Raw genomic sequence first — 18,275 nt, 5'->3', positions numbered from 1 at the left:
TTCCCTCTATTTTTTATCGAAAAGGAGCAGGGATGCAAAAGAGACATGCGCACGTATCGCCGACCTTGGACATCATGGCCAAGAAGATTTTTAGTTTGCCAGAGGTGACGGCAGCATTTATTCGAGACATTTTGGAGCTGGATGTGGCGGACGCTCAGATAGTGGAGGGAAGCCAGCCCCACAGCATGGCTTATGAGGAGGATGACTTGTTCTCCACTGCGGTGGATGTGAGAGCCAAGCTCCATGATGGAACCGAGGTGATCATCGAGATCCAGATTCGCAAACAGCAGTATTTCTTGAACCGGTTCCATTATTATCTGGCCAATCAGCTGGTGGAGAATGTACAAAAACTGCGCCAGCAAGGACAGACACATAAGATGTACGAGCAGATGGAGCCCGTCTATGGGATTGCCATTTTGGAGAAGTCGCTCTTACTAGACGAAGAGGCCGCCATCAATAAATACTGGCTGACCAATAGCCGGTCTGGCAAGCAACTCAAGGCCTATTATAAAAATGGCAAGCACCAAAATCTTCTGCAGGTTGCCTTTTTAGAGCTAGACAAGTATAATAAAGATGAGAACCTGACAGATGCAGGTAGACAGTGGCTGGAGTTTTTTGGGAATCTTCCCTTTACAAAAGCTCCCAGTCAGGCCGTTGCTCACGCAGATTCATTATTAGATTCATCTAGCTGGACCAAGGAGGAGAAGACCATGATAGACGAGCGTATTCGCATTCAAGAAAATTATGATATGACCCTGGAGACGGCGATTGACGAAGCGCGAGAAGAAGGTCTCGAACAAGGTCGTAAACAGTTGGTATGCGAGATGGTATCACGAGGAATGTTGCCTGAGTTGATCTCGGATATGACGGGCTTAACCATTGAAGAAATTGAGACTCTTCTTTCCTGAGTCGTTAAAAGAGGCAGTGCCTCTTTTCTTTTTGAAAAAACTTGAAAATTTCCCCATTTTTTCAATCCGCTTTTCTAGGATTGTGGTAGAATAGAGTCAATAAAGAGCGCTCCTCACCAACAGTGTGATCGATACTAGAAAAGAGGATTCTGATGACAAGAAAAATTGGTATTATTGGTTTGGGGCATGTGGGTGCGACCTTGACCCACAGCATGATTTTGAAACACACTTGTGATCACTTGGTCTTGATTGATACCAATGAGAAAAAGGTCAAGGCAGATGCCTTGGATTTCTGTGATACAGTTGCCAATACGGGGTATCCGGTTCATATCACGGTCAATGACTATTCGGCCTTAGTAGATGCGGATGTCGTGGTGTCGACTCTTGGAAATATCGAGTTGCAGGCCAATAACACGGATGACCGTTTTGCGGAGCTTCCTTTTACTAGCAAGCAAGTGGTGCAAGTAGCGCGTGATTTGAAGGCTTCTGGCTTTAGTGGGGTCTTATTGGTAGTGACCAATCCGGTCGATGCGGTTACTCAACTCTATCAACAATATACCGGCCTTCCAAAAGAGCAGGTGATTGGGACAGGAACCTTGCTGGATACAGCTCGGATGAAGCGCGCAGTCGCCGATCGTTTGCAGGTATCTCCTGCTAGTGTATCTGGCTATAACCTCGGTGAGCATGGAAATTCTCAATTTGTTGCTTGGAGTCAGGTCCGTGTCAAAGGACACGCTATCACCGATCTCTTCTCTCAAGAAGAGCTGGACGCCATCAACTACGAGTCCTTGCGTGGTGGTCATACTGTCTTTTTTGGCAAATTCTATACCAATTTTGGGATTGCTGCAGCAGCCCAACGCTTAGCAGAAGCTGTGATCAATGATAGCCACGAGGAAATGCCAGTCTCTAACTATCGTCCAGAATATGGAACCTATCTTGGCTATCCAGCGATTGTAGGTGGAAAAGGAATTATTGAACGATTGGACTTGCATTTGACAGAAGAAGAAAAAGAAAAATTACTCCATTCAGCCGAAACCATCAAGGAAAACACAAAAAAAGGGCTGGAGCATGCATAAAAGAGAGGAGGCTGGGACAAAAGTCCTAGCCTCTCAATTGTCTTAGCCCTTGCTTAGTGAATTTAATAAAGCTTAGTAAATTCCAAGTTGTAATTCTTGACATTACATCTATGGTATGTATAATATTACTTGTAACAAATAATCTTACAACAAAAGAGGTAATAACTATGAAAAACATTTTATTTATCGTCGGATCCCTTCGTCAAGGATCTTTCAACCATCAAATGGCGCAGAAAGCAGAAAGCCTTCTTGAAGGAAAAGCAACAGTGACTTACTTGCACTACAAGGACATCCCTTTGTTTAACCAAGATTTAGAAACGCCAACCTTGCCAGCGGTACAAGCAGCGCGTGATGCGGTCCTTGCGGCAGATGCGATTTGGATCTTCTCACCAGTTTATAACTTTGCCATTCCAGGTGTAGTGAAAAACCTGATCGACTGGCTTAGCCGTGCCCTTGATCTGTCAGAAACTCGTGGCCCATCTGCCCTCCAAGACAAGATCGTAACCGTCTCTTCAGTCGCTAATGCAGGACACGAGCCAATGTTTGCGGCTTACCAAGCCCTCTTACCATTCGTTCGGACTCAAGTAGTGGGTGACTTCACAGGAACAACCGTGAACCCAGAAGCCTGGGCAACAGGTGAATTGATCTTGACAGATGAAGCAGTGGAAGGATTGAAAAAACAAGCACAAGCTCTGTTAGAAGCATAAGAAAAAGTCCATTTTGGACAATTTTCTTCAGTTTTTTTAAAAAATAGAGAAAGTAAAAAACTCTTACGAATAGCGCTATATCAGCATTCCTAAGAGTTTTCATTCTATGGTGTCCAACCTACAAAATGGCAATGTTTCTATTGCTGGTAGGGGTTGTCTACGATCTGAAAACTGAGACAAAAGTCTCAGCTTTTTTAGATACTAAAGAGTTGTCCAAAGAAATAGGTTACTCCCATGGTAAGGAGGCCAATGATCAGGTTGCGAAGCATGGCTGGCTTGGTTGGTGCTTTTCCTAGTTTCGCACTGGTATAGCCAGTGAAGATCAAGGATAGTCCAACAACGAAGACTGTCACTGGAATGCGATAGTTAGCTGGAAAGAGAATGATAGAGAGCATTGGAGGAAGGGAACCAATAGAAAAAGCAAGGAAGCTAGATGCAGCTGCATGCCAAGGATTGGTAAATTCTTCGTATTCAATGCCGTATTTCTCTTCGACCAAGGCTTTGAGGGGGTGTTTCAGAAAGGCCCGCTCTGTCAGAATTTTTGCTGAAGTTTCGCATTCTCCATTTTCAAGATAAGCATGGTAGAGAGATTCTCTAGCTAACTTTGGATCGCGATCCAATAAGGCTTGTTCGCGGTTCACAGCAGCTTCTTCCGTGTCTTTTTGTGTGGAAACAGAAACATACTCACCACCCGCCATCGAAAAGGCACCGGCCAGAATTGCAGACAAGCCAGATAAGAAAATGATCCAGATGTTATGCGTGGCACTGGCCACCCCGATCACCACTCCAGCGATAGAAATGATTCCATCATTGGCCCCTAGAACCGCAGCTCTTAAGATATTCAAGCGATCGCCAAATGATTCATCTACTCCATGTTTCATTTCAGTCATACAATGTCTCCTTTATCTTATTTAGAATGATTATAAATAAAAAACAGAAAGAAAGCAAGTACTTACATTCAAATGATAAAAGTTCGACAATTTAATAAAACAAATGATATAACGGTTGACAGTACATCGTAAAAAGATACAATGTAACAAACAATTTTACAACTAGGAGGAGATATGGCATACACATATAATAGTAAGATTTACCTCGCAGAAGCAGTGCTAAATGTTAAGGATTTGACACGACAAACCGTTTTTTATACACAAGTCCTTGGCCTCATGATTCTGTCGCAATCCGATCAAGATGTACTTTTGGGAGCTGGGGGAAAGCCCTTAGTGCACTTATTTCAAACACCACGAGATGAGAATGTTAAGGAGTCTTATGGCCTTTACCATATGGCGATTTTATTGCCGTCTCGCGAGGATCTAGCAGATGTGTTTAAACATATTGCGGAGTTGAACTATCCCTTTGTTGGCGCAGCAGATCATGGCTATAGCGAAGCTCTTTATTTGGAAGATCCAGAAGGAAATGGTATCGAACTCTATAGAGATAAACCTGTTGCCGACTGGGATATTCGGGATGATGGCCGCATCATTGGGGTGACAGAGGAACTCTCAGCACAAGAAATTTATGACATGGGCCGCAAGGTTGATCCTTTTGTCATTGCGCCAGATACCCGCATGGGGCATATCCACTTATCGGTCAAGGATAGCGAGCAAGCAACAACTTTCTACCAAGCAGTTTTGGGCCTAGCCAATAAGTTCACCATTCCATCGGCCAGCTGGATTGCCTCAGGAGATTACCACCATCACCTAGCTGTCAATGAGTGGGGTGGAAAAAACTTGGACAAGAGAAAAGCAGAATTTCCTGGACTTGCCTATTACGTCGTTGAAGTGGCAAACAAAGATGACTTAGTTGTTATTGCAGAAAGAGCGAAAACACAAAGGGCTCCGATCAACTGGGTGACATCTAGTGAATTTTCTTTTGAAGATCCTGATGGTATTGTAACGAGGGTAAGAAAAGGATAACAAAAAGGGAGTGGGAAAGAACTCCAACTAATTTAGAAGAGTTCGTTTTCCCACCCCCGCAAAGTTGATTAGGTCTTCTTTGGAGCTTAATCAAGCGAACAAAGATGCCAATCAACCACTGCGTCATACAGTTATTTCTATCAAAGATCGAAGGTTGGACAGTTTTTTGCCCAACCCCTTTTTAATGAGATAAATTAGTTCGTTTCATTATCTTTTCCCACCACCCAAAATAAGAGAAGGAGTTGGGAAATACCTAAGGCAAATAAGGCCATGAAACCGTTGCGACTTCCTTTAGCTGTGGCTTGGGTGAAATCCAACTTTTGATTGGCTTGGCTCATGGCAACGATCAAGGAAGCCAGAGTTGTTCCAACAGCACCTGCAAATTGTTGCAAGGTATTAAAGATTGCGTTCGCATCGGGTTGCTCTTCCAGAGAGAGTTGTTTCTGTCCGTTTGTCATGATATTGCCAAAGGCAAGTCCCATACCGGTCATGAAGATCATGTAAAAGATGAGAATCAAGCCATTTGTCAGCTTCAGGCCCAAGAGGGTAAAGTGAAAATGGGCCAGAAGGATGAAAGCAGCTCCAAGGAGGATCGGTTTGCGGGCCCCCAGTTTATCTAGAATCAGACCGGAGAAGGGAGCAAAACCAGCTCCAATGATGGCTCCTGGAAGCAGCATCAAGGCTGCAAGCGTCGTGCTTGAGTGGTTGACCAATTGGACATAATTAGGAAGAAGAAAACTCATGGCAAGAGAACCTAATTGAAAGGTGAAGAAGGCTAGAATATGGCCAGTGAGACGATGATTTTTCAAAATAGAAAGATTGATAATGGGAGTCTCTAACTGATTGGACCGCCAGACCAAAAGGACCAGTCCCAAGGTTCCGATCACCAGCCAACCAAGCACAGAAAAACTGAAGAACGCATGATCCGCTAGGCCATGAATACCTAGAATCAACCCTATGAAAAGGGCAATGATGGCAAGAAGGCTCCCGATATCAAAGGTTTCCCTCTTGACTTTACTGATTTGCTCAATGGAGCGAAGTCCTGCAACTAGTGAGGCCAAAAGGATCGGGAATTGAACTAAAAAGATGGACCGCCAGCCGAAGCTAGCGGTTAAGAGTCCCCCGACAGTAGGCCCAATAGCGGGTGCAATGGCTGTAATCAAGGTCCCCACTCCCATCATGAGACCGATCTTACGTTTTGGGACTTGTTCTAAAATGATATTAAACATCAGAGGGAGGGCAAAACCAACCCCCATTCCTTGGACCAATCGCCCCAGGACCACAAAGCCAAAATTTGGAGCTAAGAAGTCGATAAGAACACCTAAAACAGATAGGAGATTTCCAACTAAAAAGATGGACTTCATTTTAAAGGAACGCTTGAGATAAGCAGATAAGGGGACCACACAGGCAACCACTAGAAGATAGATGGTGGTAACCCACTGGACTGTTGCGGTGTTGATCTCAAATTCCTTCATCAATATTGGAAAGGTGATGTTCATGGCAGTTTCTCCAGCCACCCCGCAAAAGGACAGGATCCCTGTCGCAAAGATCGCGAACAAGACCTTGGCTGAAATTTTTTCTTGTGACATAGACGTCTGATTCCTCCTAAATCTTCCTATAATGTTGTAAAAATGGTCTGAAAATCCATTGTAGCGATCTCATTTCCTGTCAAATCCAATTGCTATGAGCATAGCAGGACCGACGTTAACCTGATTCATCGTTTTGTTAGCTAACAAATAGTATAGAGGAAATGAAGAACCCTGTCAAAGAGTTTTTGAAAAATTGTGAAAATTTTAAAAGTATTCTCAAAAGATGCTGCTTCTAAAAATGAAAGGGATTGCTCACCACTATGATATAATAAGAAGAAAGCAAGCAACGTGAACACACCAATAGGGGGCGCCATGGCCAAGTATTTAGTCCAGAAGTTTTTTTGGTTACGAGAAAATAGTTTAATTCAAATATCCCAGAAAACACTCGTTTCCTTATTTCCTTTTTTCTTATTTTCAGGAATCGTTCGGGTGATCGCCTTATCGGTCTTCTCTGGTCCAGGCTATATTCATCAACTCTTTTCGATGGATAGTTGGTTGCCATGGGATCAAGTGGTCAGTCAAGTTCTTATTAATTTTTCCAACTTTCTAGGAGGTCTAGCGGGGCCTTTAGCGACTTACTTTGCTGGGAAATATACAGCTGGGCACTATGGTAGAAGTACGGGGACAGCTGGTGTCACTGCTCTTTTGGTCAGCTTGATTGTAGGGTCTCAGGAATTATTGGTGAGCCCACTCAATGATGGACAACTGACGCGAATCAACTTACCTGCGACGACCAATATCCTCTTAGCCATTGTTTTAGGCTATCTAATCGGACAGATCTTTCGACTATCCAAGGCTAGTGACGACCAGATTGTGGACAAAGACTTTATCTATCAGCCCAAGACTGTGCGTCCCATTTTCTTGTCCTTGGTTCTAGGGGTTAGCCTGAATATTCTCCTCCTTCTTGGCAATCAGTACCGTATTTTTCAAATGATCGGTCAATTCTTTAGCTTTCTGACTATAAGCAGTCATCATCTCCTGTCTACCTTTGTCATGGGGTTCTTCAGTGGCTTATCAGCTTGGGTCGGCAACAGTCAGGCTTTTGCCCTAAACTCAATTGTGGATGACAGTTTTGCTTTAGAAAATCTGAATTACGCTGTGACCCATCATACAACGACGGGGATTCCTCATCTCTATACTTTGACCAATTTGTATCGGAGTTTTGGCATGGTAGCTGGAATTGGCGCTGTCCTAGCACTTTTGGTAGCGATCTTACTGGTCTCCCACAGTCGAAAGGACAAGAAAGTCAGTCTCCTCAGTATTTTTCCAGGCCTCTTTAATAACGGTGCCCCCTTCATGGTAGGGATTCCGGTCCTGCTCAATCTTCTATATGTGATTCCCTTCTTATTGATCCCCTTGGTCAATATGGCCATCGCTGCTGTGGCTTTGTGCTTTAAGCTTATGCCAGCAGCCGTCTATCCAGTGCCAGATGGGACTCCGAGCCTTCTCTATGCTTTCATTGGAACGGGAGGAAGTCTGAGAGCCTTAGCTGTGAGTATACTTTGTTTTGCGATAGACGTGCTCCTTTATCTACCATTTGTCCGCATGGGAAATCGTATTCGAAAAGATCTAAAAGTGAAAGGAGAAAGCGATGAAAGTCTCTAAAAAAACAGCCATCGTCCTCACTTTGGTCTGTCTTTTCTTGATCGGTTTAGCCATACCTTCTTATAGCTGGACTCGAACCAATGTTTCAAAAATCGAGAAATTTTATAATTCCAAACTGTCGCCCATCATCATGATTCCAGGAAGCTCAGCAACAGAGAACCGCTTTGATGGCTTGGTGACCAAGCTCAACCAAGGCCGCCAAGGCACCAAGCACAGTCTGCTCAAGCTCAAGGTATGGAATGATGGGCATATCACCTATAGCGGTAGTATTGATGCCAAGGACAATGAACCAGTGATTGTGGTTGGTTTTGAAAACAACAAAGATGGCTATAGCAATATTAAAAAGCAGGCTAAACTATTCAATCAAGCCTTTGAAGCCCTTCAAGAAAAATACAATTTTAATAATTTCAAGGGCTTGGGTCATTCTAACGGGGGCTTGATTTATACAGCCTTTATCGAAAATTATCTAGAAGATTATGATGTGGATCTAAAGACCCTCATGACCATCGGAACTCCCTATAATTTCACGGAAACCAATATTCAAAATAAATCTGAGATGTTGGCCGATTTTATCAAGGGAAAAAAAGCCATCCCCAATACGCTTCATATGTATTCAGTAGCAGGAACCATCACCTATGATTCCGATGAGTTAGTCCCAGATGCCAGTGTTTCTGCTGGGAAATATATCTACCAAAACCAAGCTGCTAGTTATACGGAGATCACAGTGACGGGGGAAGATGCCCAGCACTCGGACCTTCCAACCAATGATGAGGTGGTTGCCTTGGTGAAAGAGCATGTTGAAAGTCAAATGGATCGTAGAACCAAACCAAATAAAGAAAACTAAGTGTGAAGAAGGGATTCCTTCCTCACTCTTTTTTTAGTATAATAAAGTTCAGTATGAAAACACGGGAGACTAAAGGAGATCAGATGAAAAGAAAACATTGGATCCAGTTGGGATTAGTGGCTTCAAGTATGGTCTTGTTAACAGGATGTTACCAAAGATACCAGCGCCAGTCCAGTCCTAAAAAAGAGGTTGCAACGAGCCAGACTTCAGCAAAGAAACAAGCGAAAAAAGCAGACAACAAACAATTATACCAGTCTGTTTTTTCAGACTACCAAAAGATTTTTGCCACTTCAAAAGATTTGGATGCCATTTCCAAATTGAATGATGCATTAGCCAAAGAAGATCGGATGATCAATAGCTGGGTGATCGAGACTGTCATCAATCAGCCAGCAGCTGTTCGCTATGCCTTTAAGGACTTAAATAGCGATGGGGTAGATGAGATGATCATCGCCAACCAGCAAACCGATGGGACCTACTTTGCGACAGGAGTCTACTACCTCAAGGACCAAAAGCCGACCTTGCTTGCTGAAGGTTTCGTCGCTGGACACGGAGGAGCGCGTAATGCGACAACCCTCTATAAGGGAGGAGATGTCATAGAAGTTAGCTGGTTGTCGGGAACTGGCCGTGGTGTAGCCGTGCTTTCACGAATAGAAAAGACACCTCAAGCCGCGACAAAAGTCCAGGAAGAAGAAGTTCAGGTACCTGGGTCAGATCTGAATGCCCTCTTTGGAAAATCGGATGAGGATAAACTGGACCTCAAGAGTTTTGACTGGCAAACCTTTGAAAGCACACCATCAGGAGGCGATACCCAAAGCCAGGAGAAAACACCTTGGAATGCTGAAAAATCAGCAAAATTAGCAGAATTTATGAAGACCTGGGGCGAAAAGATGGGGCAACCCAACTACCAAAAAGGCATTGCTGGCGGTGATGTAGGACCAGACAACCTCTATACTCTAGGGGACAATAGCAAGATGGATGCTATTTATACAGATACTGGTCAGGGAAATGCAAAATACCGCATAGTGGAACGCTATAGCAATTGGGACAAGTATCCAGATGTGCATAGTTATTTCTTTGCTATTACAGATACAGGAGAAGGCATTGTCTTTCATTCCCCAACGACCAATGGTGGAAAGATGTACCTAAAACCAACAGAAAACAAGGAACTTCAAGAAGAATTTACGCAACTGCTTCATCAGTAAGAAGAAGCATTAGACCAGAAAATGAGTATTTTCTGGTTTTTATTCATTCATTATATGCATAAAAAACCAAAACATGCAGTGTTGTTTGGGAAAGAAAATATGTTAAAAGATAGTGATAAAAACCGTTATATAAGCATTTGAAAACAGAAAATATTTGACAATGAAAGGAAAATCATTTAAAATATATTCAAACTTTATTTATAGGAGAATAATGATGAAAAAACTTCTTACAGCCGGTGTGGCTCTCTTGTCAGTTGCAACATTGGCAGCATGTTCTGGTAAAACTGCTTCAGAATCTTCTAACAAAGAAGCAAAGGCTTCTTCTAGCAAAGTAGAAAAATCATCTACTTCAGAAAGCAAATCAAGCAGTTCCTCAAAAACATCAAAATCTTCAGTTGATGTTCCAGAAATCGTCTTGGTAACAGATGAAGAAATCGATAACGCCAAAACACTTGGTGATATGAAAACCATTTATGGAAAAATGCTCGATAACTACACAAAATATGTCAAAGAAATTGGTGATAAGATTCCAGCTGCTGGAAAAGAGGCCTATAATAATCAAGTAGACCCAGCTATCCAAGCTATGGAAAGTTCAAGAAAAGCTTTTAACGACTCACTTTCATCCCTTGGTTCTGATGATACAGTTATTCCTGAGCAACCTCGTGCTCAAGTTGCACAACAATTAAAGAGTGCTCGTGATATTGCTAAACAAGCTATTGAAAGTGCTTATCAAGCAATTTCACCATATACTTCTTCATCTTCAGATGATGAATAATTCATAAATGAAAATGAGAGTGGGACAGAAATCGGTCATTCGTTAGAATTCGATTTCGTCGTCCCACCTCCGCACAGTTGAGTAGGGCTGTAAAAGCTGATGAAATCAGCGTAGTAGAGCCCACTCAACCACTGCGTCTTGCTCGACAATCCAAAAACAATTAAGAGGCTAGGAATTTTGTCCTAGCCTATTTTTGCTTTCTTACAAAAATGTAAGAAATAAAGGGGAAAATGTAAGGTTATGTTATGGTGAAAGCGTTCTTATTTTAGTACAATTGATTTGTAAAAAACAATTGAAGCTTTTTCGAGCTAGAAAGGAACGGACCATGACCCTACTAGACGTTCAACATATCAAAAAAATCTACAAAACCCGCTTTCAAGGAACACAGGTCGAAGCCTTGAAAGACATTCACTTCACCGTGGAAAAAGGGGAATATGTCGCCATCATGGGGGAATCAGGATCCGGGAAATCCACCCTTCTCAATATCCTAGCCATGCTGGACCAGCCGACCGAAGGACGGGTCTACCTCAATGGCATGGACACCTCGACCATCAAGAACAAGGATGCGTCGAGCTTCCGTCGGGAAAAACTAGGCTTTGTCTTTCAAGATTTCAATTTGCTGGATACCTTGTCTGTCAAAGACAATATTCTTCTCCCTCTGGTCCTCTCTCGTAGACCGGTCAAGGAAATGATGAGTAAGGTCGATAGCGTGAGTCGGGAGTTGGGCATCCACCAACTGCTTGAAAAATACCCTTACGAAATCTCTGGTGGTCAAAAACAACGGGTGGCTGTGGCACGGGCTATCATCACCTCGCCAGAAATCCTACTGGCCGATGAGCCAACAGGGGCGCTGGATTCTAAGTCCTCGGCTGCTTTGCTAGATGTCTTTGAAGATATCAATACCATGGGCCAAACCATTCTCATGGTGACCCACTCGACCGCAGCGGCAGCACGGGCCAAGCGCGTGCTCTTTATCAAGGACGGGATTCTTTACAACCAGATCTTCCGCGGAGAAAAGACAGAGCGTCAGATGTTCCAAGAAATCTCAGATACCTTGACGGTCATGGCGGGAAAGGAGGATCGTGATGTTTAAATTAACAAGTAAATTAGCTCTTTCCAACCTTAAACAAAATCGCAAACTCTATTACCCCTTTGCCCTGGCTGTCATATTAACGACCATGATCCTTTATAGTTTTATCGCCTTGTCATCGACCCCTCATTTAGAGGATACTTACGGAGGGGGATCGGCGAGAACTGTTCTTGGTTTTGGTAGTTTCGTCGTCCAGCTGGTCGTCATCATTTTAGTGGCTTATGCCAATGGCTATGTCATGAAAAATCGTTCCAAAGAATTGGGACTGTACAGTGTTCTGGGAATGGAGAAGAAGCACCTCCTCGTCATGACCCTATGGGAATTGCTTATCTTCTATATCCTTACAGTTGGTGCGGGACTGGGATTGGGGCTCTTGTTTGATCGCTTGATTTTTGCCTTGCTCCTAAAATGTATGGGGCTACCAGTCGTCATTCAATCAACCTTCCAGATAGGGGCTGTTCTTAACACTTTACTTGGGTTAGCCTTAGCTTTTGGCCTCATTCTTTTGTTGAATTCTTTCCGCCTCTTGCGCTACAGTTCCCTCCACCTCATGCAACAGAAAAAGGCAGGGGAGAAGAAGGGACGCTTCTTGCTGGTTCAAACTCTGTTAGGACTAGGGCTCTTAGGAATTGCTTTTTATATAGCGCTAACCGTTGAGCGGCCAGTTGCAGCGGTTCAAGGATTCTTTATTGCCGTCATCTTGGTCATTCTAGCGACTTATCTCTTATTCAACGCAGGATCCATTACCTTCTTAAGATTTCTCAAAGGTCGGAAATCCTATTACTACAAGCCAGAGAATTTTATATCTGTCTCTAATTTAATTGCTCGGATGCGAAAAAATGCAGCGGGCCTTGCGACCATTAGTATTCTTTCCACCATGGTCTTGGTTACCTTAACAGGGTCGCTCAATATCTTTATTGGAGGGAAGAACTACCTAGATACTGTCTACCCTTCTGATTACATGATTAGTGTGGGACATATGACTTCAGATGCTGAAACAGAACCGGTTATTGAAGATGTTCAAGCTCAAATTAAGAAAACTGCCGATGCGACGAAACTGTCCGATTATCAGGTGGCACAGACAACATACTGGTCAGCTGAAATTCGAAAGATTGATGGAAGGATCTTAGAGGTGAATGACCAGTCTACTTCATCAACTGGTCAGGAGTTGAAGACAGAAGGAGTGGTCAACTTTTTTGATCAGGCAACTTATGAGCAACTGACCGGTCAAAAAGTTGAGCTTGGGGAAAATGAAATCCTAGCCTATGGATATCAGTATCCTGGGAAATTAGACTCACAATTAGAAATCAATGGGAAGACCTTCACGATTAAAGAAAAACTAAACTCCAATTTTATCCAAGGAAAACTCCCTCAATCCGACCTGTTTCAACACCAAATGGGCTTGTACCTGGTCCTCCCTGACTTGAACCAATTGGGACTAAAAGTTGATAAAAATTTGGAATTCTCTATTACTGCTAAAAATAAAGATAACCAAGATTTTATTTCTGGCTTGATCAAAGAGCTGTATTCGACAGACAAAATCAGTCAATATGGTGCGACTTATTTTGGTGGATTTGATCGATACAGTATAGAGAAAGATTGGCGTGAATCAGCAGGGACACTCCTCTTTATAGGGATTTTCCTATCGGTGATCTTTCTATTAGCTACAGTTCTTGTCATTTACTACAAACAGATTTCAGAGGGCTATGAGGACCGGGAAAATTTTGTAATCTTGCAACAAGTAGGATTGGACAAAAAGCAAACGACCACCACCATTCGCAAACAGATTCTCACCGTCTTTTTCCTTCCATTATTCTTCTCCTTCCTGTACCTAGGAGTAGCTTACAAGATGATTGCAAAAATCGTTGCCATCCTAGGAGCAACCAATGCGGGCTTGGTCCTTCAAACAACTCTTTCCATTTGTGCTGTCTTTTTCATCTCTTATGTTCTCGTCTTTCTACTGACTTCTAGAAGTTATCGGAAGATTGTCGTGCGATAGCGTTTGATACGATGGAAGCTTAGGAAAATAGGTGAAAAAGAGATCACTTGGGACACTTTTTTTAATCAATAAAACCGAGGATTTGATTCTCGGTGTTACAGATTGAGGACAAAGCTCCCCTTGAAACTTTCCTTAGGTGAGTACGGACGTCAGCGAACTTCCAAGAAGTTCCATGACTTAGTTTTGAACCTAAGGTTTCAAAACTCCCGAGTGCTAGAAACAATAGTGTTTCTAGCACTTTTCTCACGGCGGAAAGTTTCAGTGTATGCTTGAATGGGCATAATAGTATGTATTATCTTAATTGTTTCTACATCACTTAGCTTTATCTATGTAAAAAAAATCTGTAAACATTAAAAAACACCGAGGATTTGATCCTCGGTGTTTTTATCGTGATTATTTCACGTGTTTTGCAAGTTCTTCTTGTGCTTTTTTGTTTGATTCTTCTTTTTCCTTCAACCAATTCTTATAAGCTTTTTCGTAGTCAGCCGTTGTGACTGTCTTGTCTTGAACCTTTTGGTATTTGAAGAAGGTTGTTTCACCTTTAATACCAATTGCAGAATTTGCTCTTGAGAATGGTGTTACCTTAGTGATAGATGGAACTCCACCCTTAGAGTAGATTGGAAGAACCATGGCATTTTCTGTCAACCAAGCTTGGGCAGCAGCGTATTTTTCATAACGTGCATTGGTATCCAATTTTTCAGCATTGGCAGCATCTAGCAATGCTTGGTATTCGTTCAAACCAATTTTCTCGATGAGTGCTTGGTCTTTCTTAGGATCAAGTCCCATACCAGTCAAGGTTGAACCATCTGTTGAGTTTAAGATATCCAAGTAAGTAGATGGGTCTTGGAAGTCAGGTCCCCAACCAGTGATATCCATATCAAAGTCTTTTTGCTCTGGTGATTGGGCAAAATAAGTAGCGTTATCTGCATCGTCTGTAGACAATTTTTGTACATCGATCACGACATTGTCTGTACCAAGGGCTGCTTCGATTGAGCTCTTCAAAGAGTCTGCTTGTTGGACAAGAGCATTAGAGGATTGGTCCACAACATAGTCGATATGGATTGGGAATTGAACACCTTGTGATTGCAATTCAGCCTTCGCTTTTTCAAGTTCCGCTTTGGCTTTATCCGCATTATGCAAGCTATCTTGAGCATCTGCGAAGCTAACACCTTTCCACTCATCTCCTGTTGCGGCAAGTTTTTCTTCAACGAGAGTACCGAAGTCTTTCCCATCTGCTTGCACAAATGTCGGTGGAACTAGAAGGGTACGAAGAGTTTTTGATGCTCCGTCTTTCCCATTCACTTGAGCACTGTAGGAAGTTCTGTCTAAAGCAAAGTTCAAAGCTTGACGGAAGTTTTTGTTTTGAAGAGCTGTTTTGGTGTTATTCTTTTGCTCATCAGATGTCTTCTTCGTATGGCCGTAATTTTGACGGTTGACGTTGAAGTAAGCGTAGTAAACAGTAGAATCTTGTGGGGAATAAACGATGTTATCCTTGAATTTCTTCTCAATCGTACTGTAGGTTGAGCTAGTTGGGAAGAGACGAGCAGTAGATAGGTTACCATCTGAGAAGTTACGAGCAAGGTAGTCTTGGTCGGATCCATCGAAGTAAGTTAATTTAACGGTATCGATGTGAACATTTTTCTTGTCGTAATATTCAGGGTTCTTTTCCAACTCGATTTGTGATTTTGAAGTGAAGGACTTCAAAATGTAGGCCCCGTTGTAGAGGATCCCATTTGGTTTCACGCTACCGAAATCTTTCCCAGCTGATTCCAAGAATTTGTCATTGACCGGCATCATAGTAGAAGTGGTCAATTTAGAATTCCAGAAAGATTCTGGCTGGTTCAAAGTATATTGAAGAGTATGATCATCAACAGCTTTGACCCCAACGGTTGAGAAGTCTTTGGTTTTCCCATTTACATAGTCATCCAAGCCTTTGACTGAGTTTTGAACCAAGTAAAGAGCATCGGACTTTTTATCGGCTACATATTTCAGAGATGTCACGAAATCATTTGCAGTGACGTCAGCGTATTCATTTCCTTCTGAATCATACCACTTCGCGTCTTTTCGAAGCTTGTAGGTATAAGTGAGCCCGTCTTTTGAAACAGACCAGTCTTCTGCAAGAGCAGGCACTAAGTTACCGTATTGATCGTTTTCAAACAAACCATCGACCAAGTTAGTTGTAATGTCGCTTGTAGTTGAACGATTTGAAGTCAAATAGTTCAAGGAATCAGGGTCTGTACCATACACGTAGTTGTAGGTTGTTCCCTTTGATGAATTAGAAGATGAACCACATGCAGCAAGGAAAAGCGTTGAAGCAGCGGCTACACCTGCTAAAAGAGCAAGCTTCGATTTTTTCATATTCGTGTCTCCTTTTGAATAATTTTAATTATTATACTCCAATCAATCTATAAAATAAAGTGTTTTTTGAACTTTTTTTGCATATTTACACACCAGTATACAGTGAAGGCCTTGATATTAAGGGATTTTTAAGGAATAAAAATTTTTTTTAAAAAACCACTAGTATGCTTTACATACTAGTTGGAAAGGAGTATACTGATAGTGAAGAAGCTAGTATGTAAAACCAACTAGTGGATGAAGAAAGAGGTGAGAAGGATGAAAGAGTCCCAATTGCTAAAAGGAGTCTTGGAGGGCTGTGTTCTAGAGATTATTTCCAAAAAGCCTATCTATGGTTATGAATTGATCCAAAGTCTTAAAGAGATGGGGTTTGACAAAATTGTCGCAGGGACCATTTATCCCCTACTTCAAAAATTAGAAAAACAAGGGGTTATTCATGGGGAAATGAGGCCCTCTCCAGATGGTCCCGATCGCAAGTATTTTTCCCTAAGTGATACTGGAAAAGAGCGCTTAGAGGAATTTTGGGATCAGTGGCAGGAGCTAGTCACAAAAGTAGAACGTATCAAGAAGGAGGGGGAAGAATGGTAGAAAGTTATACAGAAAAAATGTCAGATGAATTGATGCACTTAAATAAGGACAATCAATCCTATATGAAAAAAATGATGACCTATATTGGTGCCAAGTCTTATTTTTATGACGAAGAGGTACTCGGTGAACAGCTCTACAATATGGTATGTGACTTAAAGCTTGCTGAAAAAGCAGGCATTCGGGCAGTGGATTATTTTGGAAAGGATCCACGGGCTATGGTGGATCAAGTTCTTTCAGATTTGCCTAAACGTTCTTTAGGATCTTATGCGGGATTAGTCATCATTCTTGGAGCGATTTTAGCTGGTGTGCATTATTTAATGGATTTCACCTGGATGACACCACTGAGAATCGCCCCATTAACCTACCTGGTAGATCTCCTTATCTTCTTAGTGGTTAGTCAATTCATGATGTGGCTTTGGTCCAAGCAAAGCTATGGGGAAATCAAGTGGCCTTGGGCTATTTTTATAAGTGTGATTAGCCTGATAGTTTTTCTGAACATCGTACGACTATTTTCGATCTATTTTGGCCACATTGGGAGTCTCTTCTTATCAGATGGTTGGGCGATTTCTCTTGCTGTCCTAGTTCTACTTGGGTTTGCGGTTATGGCTTATAGAAGTAGAGATCGCGTGATGACGAGTCTACTAGTAATGGGGCTGACTTTCCTAGTAACTGGATGTTGGATTCGCTTTGTGAATCCAGAAACTGCTAATGTATTACGCTGGCTACTCCCTCTTATAGGACTAGTCCTGTTCCTCATTGTATTTCGTCTCCAAAGAAAGGGGAAAGCAATATGACATCAGCTATTTATTATAAAGAAACACAGGATTTGGTTCAAACCTTTAGCCAGGAAGACCAAGCTTATTTCCAAGATCTCTGGGATTATTTCAATTTCGCCGGTTTCTTATATGAGGAGAAAGCTTTAAAAGAGCAGGTCTATAATCTAGCGCTGGATTTTTCGCAAGCAAGTGGAGATGGATGGACAGCCAAGGACTATTTTGGACAGGATCCCAAGGGGATGGCAGACCAAATTATAGAGAATATGCCCAAAGAATCCACGCGATCTGTTTTAAAATATGGGGCAATTATCTCGGGAATTGTGATTTTTTATCGCCTCTTAAGTGATTTTGCTTCACAAGCAGTCCTGGTTCTTAAGCCACTTGTCTATCTAACGGATGGTATTTTGGGGCTTTTGGTCGTTGGACTACTCTTCTATCTCCTTCGTCGCCTCATTTTTGCAGAAGAGAAGTCAAAAAAAGTAATTTATGGAGTAGTCGTTCTCGTTCTGGGGATCTATTTTATCAGTGAAATAGTTGGGGTCCGTTTCTTGCCAGCTTTTGCCTGGTTGACGGTACCGAATCCATGGGATGCCTTCCTGATGACAGGGGCTAGTGCAGGACTTATCCTGTGGCAGTGGAAAGAAGAGTTTGCTCGTGCCTTCATCTTTCCTATTCTGTCTTTCTTAATAGTGGGATTCTTGCATCGCTGGACTTTGGCACAAGGAATTCAGAATCCTAGTATGACTGTCCTCCTGCCAACAGCCGTCATTGTTTTTGGGCTAGTTATATACTATTGGTTTACCATTCGGGCCTTGAAAAAGATGAAGGCTGAAGAAGGTTAAAAT

At 42.4% G+C, this 18,275-nt stretch carries 16 protein-coding genes; 13 read left to right on the top strand and 3 right to left on the bottom strand.

The genetic code is table 11. From position 1 onward, the window contains the following. Positions 1-32: 32 nt before the first annotated feature. From QM968_RS03430 to QM968_RS03420, 3 genes are all read left to right on the top strand, one after another. A complete protein-coding gene (locus QM968_RS03430) occupies positions 33-908 on the top strand; it encodes an Rpn family recombination-promoting nuclease/putative transposase (protein ID WP_414382270.1) in 876 nt (291 codons plus the stop codon). A 152-nt stretch (positions 909-1,060) separates the two neighbouring features. After that, positions 1,061-1,984, top strand: a complete 924-nt coding sequence (locus QM968_RS03425) for an L-lactate dehydrogenase (RefSeq protein ID WP_414382268.1) — start codon at positions 1,061-1,063, stop codon at positions 1,982-1,984. Between the two features lie 167 nt (positions 1,985-2,151). Next, positions 2,152-2,691: an NADPH-dependent FMN reductase gene (locus tag QM968_RS03420; RefSeq protein ID WP_009732451.1), complete on the top strand. Its 540-nt coding sequence runs from the start codon at positions 2,152-2,154 to the stop codon at positions 2,689-2,691. 194 nt (positions 2,692-2,885) lie between these two features. On the opposite strand, the gene QM968_RS03415 is transcribed toward QM968_RS03420, so the two are convergent. Then, positions 2,886-3,581 (bottom strand): VIT family protein, encoded by a 696-nt coding sequence (locus tag QM968_RS03415; protein WP_009732452.1) that lies wholly within the window; start codon positions 3,579-3,581, stop codon positions 2,886-2,888. Positions 3,582-3,755: 174 nt separating this feature from the next. Between QM968_RS03415 and QM968_RS03410 the strand changes: the two genes are divergently transcribed. Then, positions 3,756-4,607 carry a VOC family protein gene (locus tag QM968_RS03410; RefSeq protein WP_414382265.1) on the top strand — a complete coding sequence of 284 codons (852 nt, stop codon included), beginning with the start codon at positions 3,756-3,758 and terminating at the stop codon, positions 4,605-4,607. A 194-nt stretch (positions 4,608-4,801) separates the two neighbouring features. Here QM968_RS03410 and QM968_RS03405 read toward each other — a convergent pair whose 3' ends face one another. Beyond that, a complete protein-coding gene (locus QM968_RS03405) occupies positions 4,802-6,196 on the bottom strand; it encodes an MFS transporter (protein ID WP_414382262.1) in 1,395 nt (464 codons plus the stop codon). A 312-nt stretch (positions 6,197-6,508) separates the two neighbouring features. On the opposite strand from QM968_RS03405, the gene QM968_RS03400 reads away from it, so the two are divergent. The 6 genes from QM968_RS03400 (at position 6,509) to QM968_RS03375 (ending at position 13,711) form a co-directional block, all read left to right on the top strand. Beyond that, positions 6,509-7,801, top strand: a complete 1,293-nt coding sequence (locus QM968_RS03400; RefSeq protein ID WP_414382259.1) for a PTS transporter subunit EIIC — start codon at positions 6,509-6,511, stop codon at positions 7,799-7,801. Continuing rightward, entirely contained in the window at positions 7,788-8,645 is an 858-nt protein-coding gene (locus QM968_RS03395) for an alpha/beta hydrolase (protein ID WP_414382256.1), read from the top strand. The genes QM968_RS03400 and QM968_RS03395 overlap by 14 nt, the downstream gene beginning before the upstream one ends. Before the next feature lie 83 nt (positions 8,646-8,728). Further along, positions 8,729-9,847: a DUF4767 domain-containing protein gene (locus tag QM968_RS03390; RefSeq protein WP_414382253.1), complete on the top strand. Its 1,119-nt coding sequence runs from the start codon at positions 8,729-8,731 to the stop codon at positions 9,845-9,847. Positions 9,848-10,061: 214 nt separating this feature from the next. Further along, positions 10,062-10,622, top strand: coding sequence for a hypothetical protein (locus QM968_RS03385; protein WP_368403788.1), 561 nt, complete (start codon positions 10,062-10,064; stop codon positions 10,620-10,622). Positions 10,623-10,947: 325 nt separating this feature from the next. Then, positions 10,948-11,715, top strand: a complete 768-nt coding sequence (locus tag QM968_RS03380) for an ABC transporter ATP-binding protein (protein WP_414382250.1) — start codon at positions 10,948-10,950, stop codon at positions 11,713-11,715. Continuing rightward, the gene (locus QM968_RS03375; protein ID WP_414382247.1) at positions 11,708-13,711 is read left to right on the top strand and encodes an FtsX-like permease family protein; all 2,004 of its coding nucleotides are present in this window, start codon (positions 11,708-11,710) and stop codon (positions 13,709-13,711) included. The genes QM968_RS03380 and QM968_RS03375 overlap by 8 nt, the downstream gene beginning before the upstream one ends. 393 nt (positions 13,712-14,104) lie before the next feature. Here QM968_RS03375 and QM968_RS03370 read toward each other — a convergent pair whose 3' ends face one another. Continuing rightward, positions 14,105-16,069, bottom strand: a complete 1,965-nt coding sequence (locus QM968_RS03370) for a peptide ABC transporter substrate-binding protein (protein ID WP_414382244.1) — start codon at positions 16,067-16,069, stop codon at positions 14,105-14,107. A 255-nt stretch (positions 16,070-16,324) separates the two neighbouring features. Between QM968_RS03370 and QM968_RS03365 the strand changes: the two genes are divergently transcribed. Genes QM968_RS03365 through QM968_RS03355 form a run of 3 tightly spaced genes read left to right on the top strand, consistent with a single transcriptional unit; the run spans position 16,325 to position 18,272 of the window. Further along, positions 16,325-16,654 (top strand): PadR family transcriptional regulator, encoded by a 330-nt coding sequence (locus tag QM968_RS03365; RefSeq protein WP_414382241.1) that lies wholly within the window; start codon positions 16,325-16,327, stop codon positions 16,652-16,654. Continuing rightward, positions 16,648-17,448, top strand: a complete 801-nt coding sequence (locus QM968_RS03360) for a hypothetical protein (RefSeq protein WP_414382238.1) — start codon at positions 16,648-16,650, stop codon at positions 17,446-17,448. The genes QM968_RS03365 and QM968_RS03360 overlap by 7 nt, the downstream gene beginning before the upstream one ends. Beyond that, entirely contained in the window at positions 17,445-18,272 is an 828-nt protein-coding gene (locus tag QM968_RS03355) for a hypothetical protein (protein ID WP_414382236.1), read from the top strand. Before QM968_RS03360 ends, QM968_RS03355 begins: the two co-directional genes overlap by 4 nt. Positions 18,273-18,275 lie beyond the last annotated feature (3 nt).

This window comes from Streptococcus sp. OMI870 (assembly GCF_047460295.1).
In the GTDB taxonomy this organism is placed as follows: Bacteria; Bacillota; Bacilli; order Lactobacillales; family Streptococcaceae; genus Streptococcus.
This window is presented reverse-complemented; position numbering and strand designations above follow the sequence as displayed.

Coding starts and splice junctions, on each gene's coding strand:
- QM968_RS03430 (WP_414382270.1), top strand. CDS start 33: ATGCAAAAGAGACATGCGCACGTATCGCCGACCTTGGACATCATGGCC.
- QM968_RS03425 (WP_414382268.1), top strand. CDS start 1,061: ATGACAAGAAAAATTGGTATTATTGGTTTGGGGCATGTGGGTGCGACC.
- QM968_RS03420 (WP_009732451.1), top strand. CDS start 2,152: ATGAAAAACATTTTATTTATCGTCGGATCCCTTCGTCAAGGATCTTTC.
- QM968_RS03415 (WP_009732452.1), bottom strand. CDS start 3,581: ATGACTGAAATGAAACATGGAGTAGATGAATCATTTGGCGATCGCTTG.
- QM968_RS03410 (WP_414382265.1), top strand. CDS start 3,756: ATGGCATACACATATAATAGTAAGATTTACCTCGCAGAAGCAGTGCTA.
- QM968_RS03405 (WP_414382262.1), bottom strand. CDS start 6,196: ATGTCACAAGAAAAAATTTCAGCCAAGGTCTTGTTCGCGATCTTTGCG.
- QM968_RS03400 (WP_414382259.1), top strand. CDS start 6,509: ATGGCCAAGTATTTAGTCCAGAAGTTTTTTTGGTTACGAGAAAATAGT.
- QM968_RS03395 (WP_414382256.1), top strand. CDS start 7,788: ATGAAAGTCTCTAAAAAAACAGCCATCGTCCTCACTTTGGTCTGTCTT.
- QM968_RS03390 (WP_414382253.1), top strand. CDS start 8,729: ATGAAAAGAAAACATTGGATCCAGTTGGGATTAGTGGCTTCAAGTATG.
- QM968_RS03385 (WP_368403788.1), top strand. CDS start 10,062: ATGAAAAAACTTCTTACAGCCGGTGTGGCTCTCTTGTCAGTTGCAACA.
- QM968_RS03380 (WP_414382250.1), top strand. CDS start 10,948: ATGACCCTACTAGACGTTCAACATATCAAAAAAATCTACAAAACCCGC.
- QM968_RS03375 (WP_414382247.1), top strand. CDS start 11,708: ATGTTTAAATTAACAAGTAAATTAGCTCTTTCCAACCTTAAACAAAAT.
- QM968_RS03370 (WP_414382244.1), bottom strand. CDS start 16,069: ATGAAAAAATCGAAGCTTGCTCTTTTAGCAGGTGTAGCCGCTGCTTCA.
- QM968_RS03365 (WP_414382241.1), top strand. CDS start 16,325: ATGAAAGAGTCCCAATTGCTAAAAGGAGTCTTGGAGGGCTGTGTTCTA.
- QM968_RS03360 (WP_414382238.1), top strand. CDS start 16,648: ATGGTAGAAAGTTATACAGAAAAAATGTCAGATGAATTGATGCACTTA.
- QM968_RS03355 (WP_414382236.1), top strand. CDS start 17,445: ATGACATCAGCTATTTATTATAAAGAAACACAGGATTTGGTTCAAACC.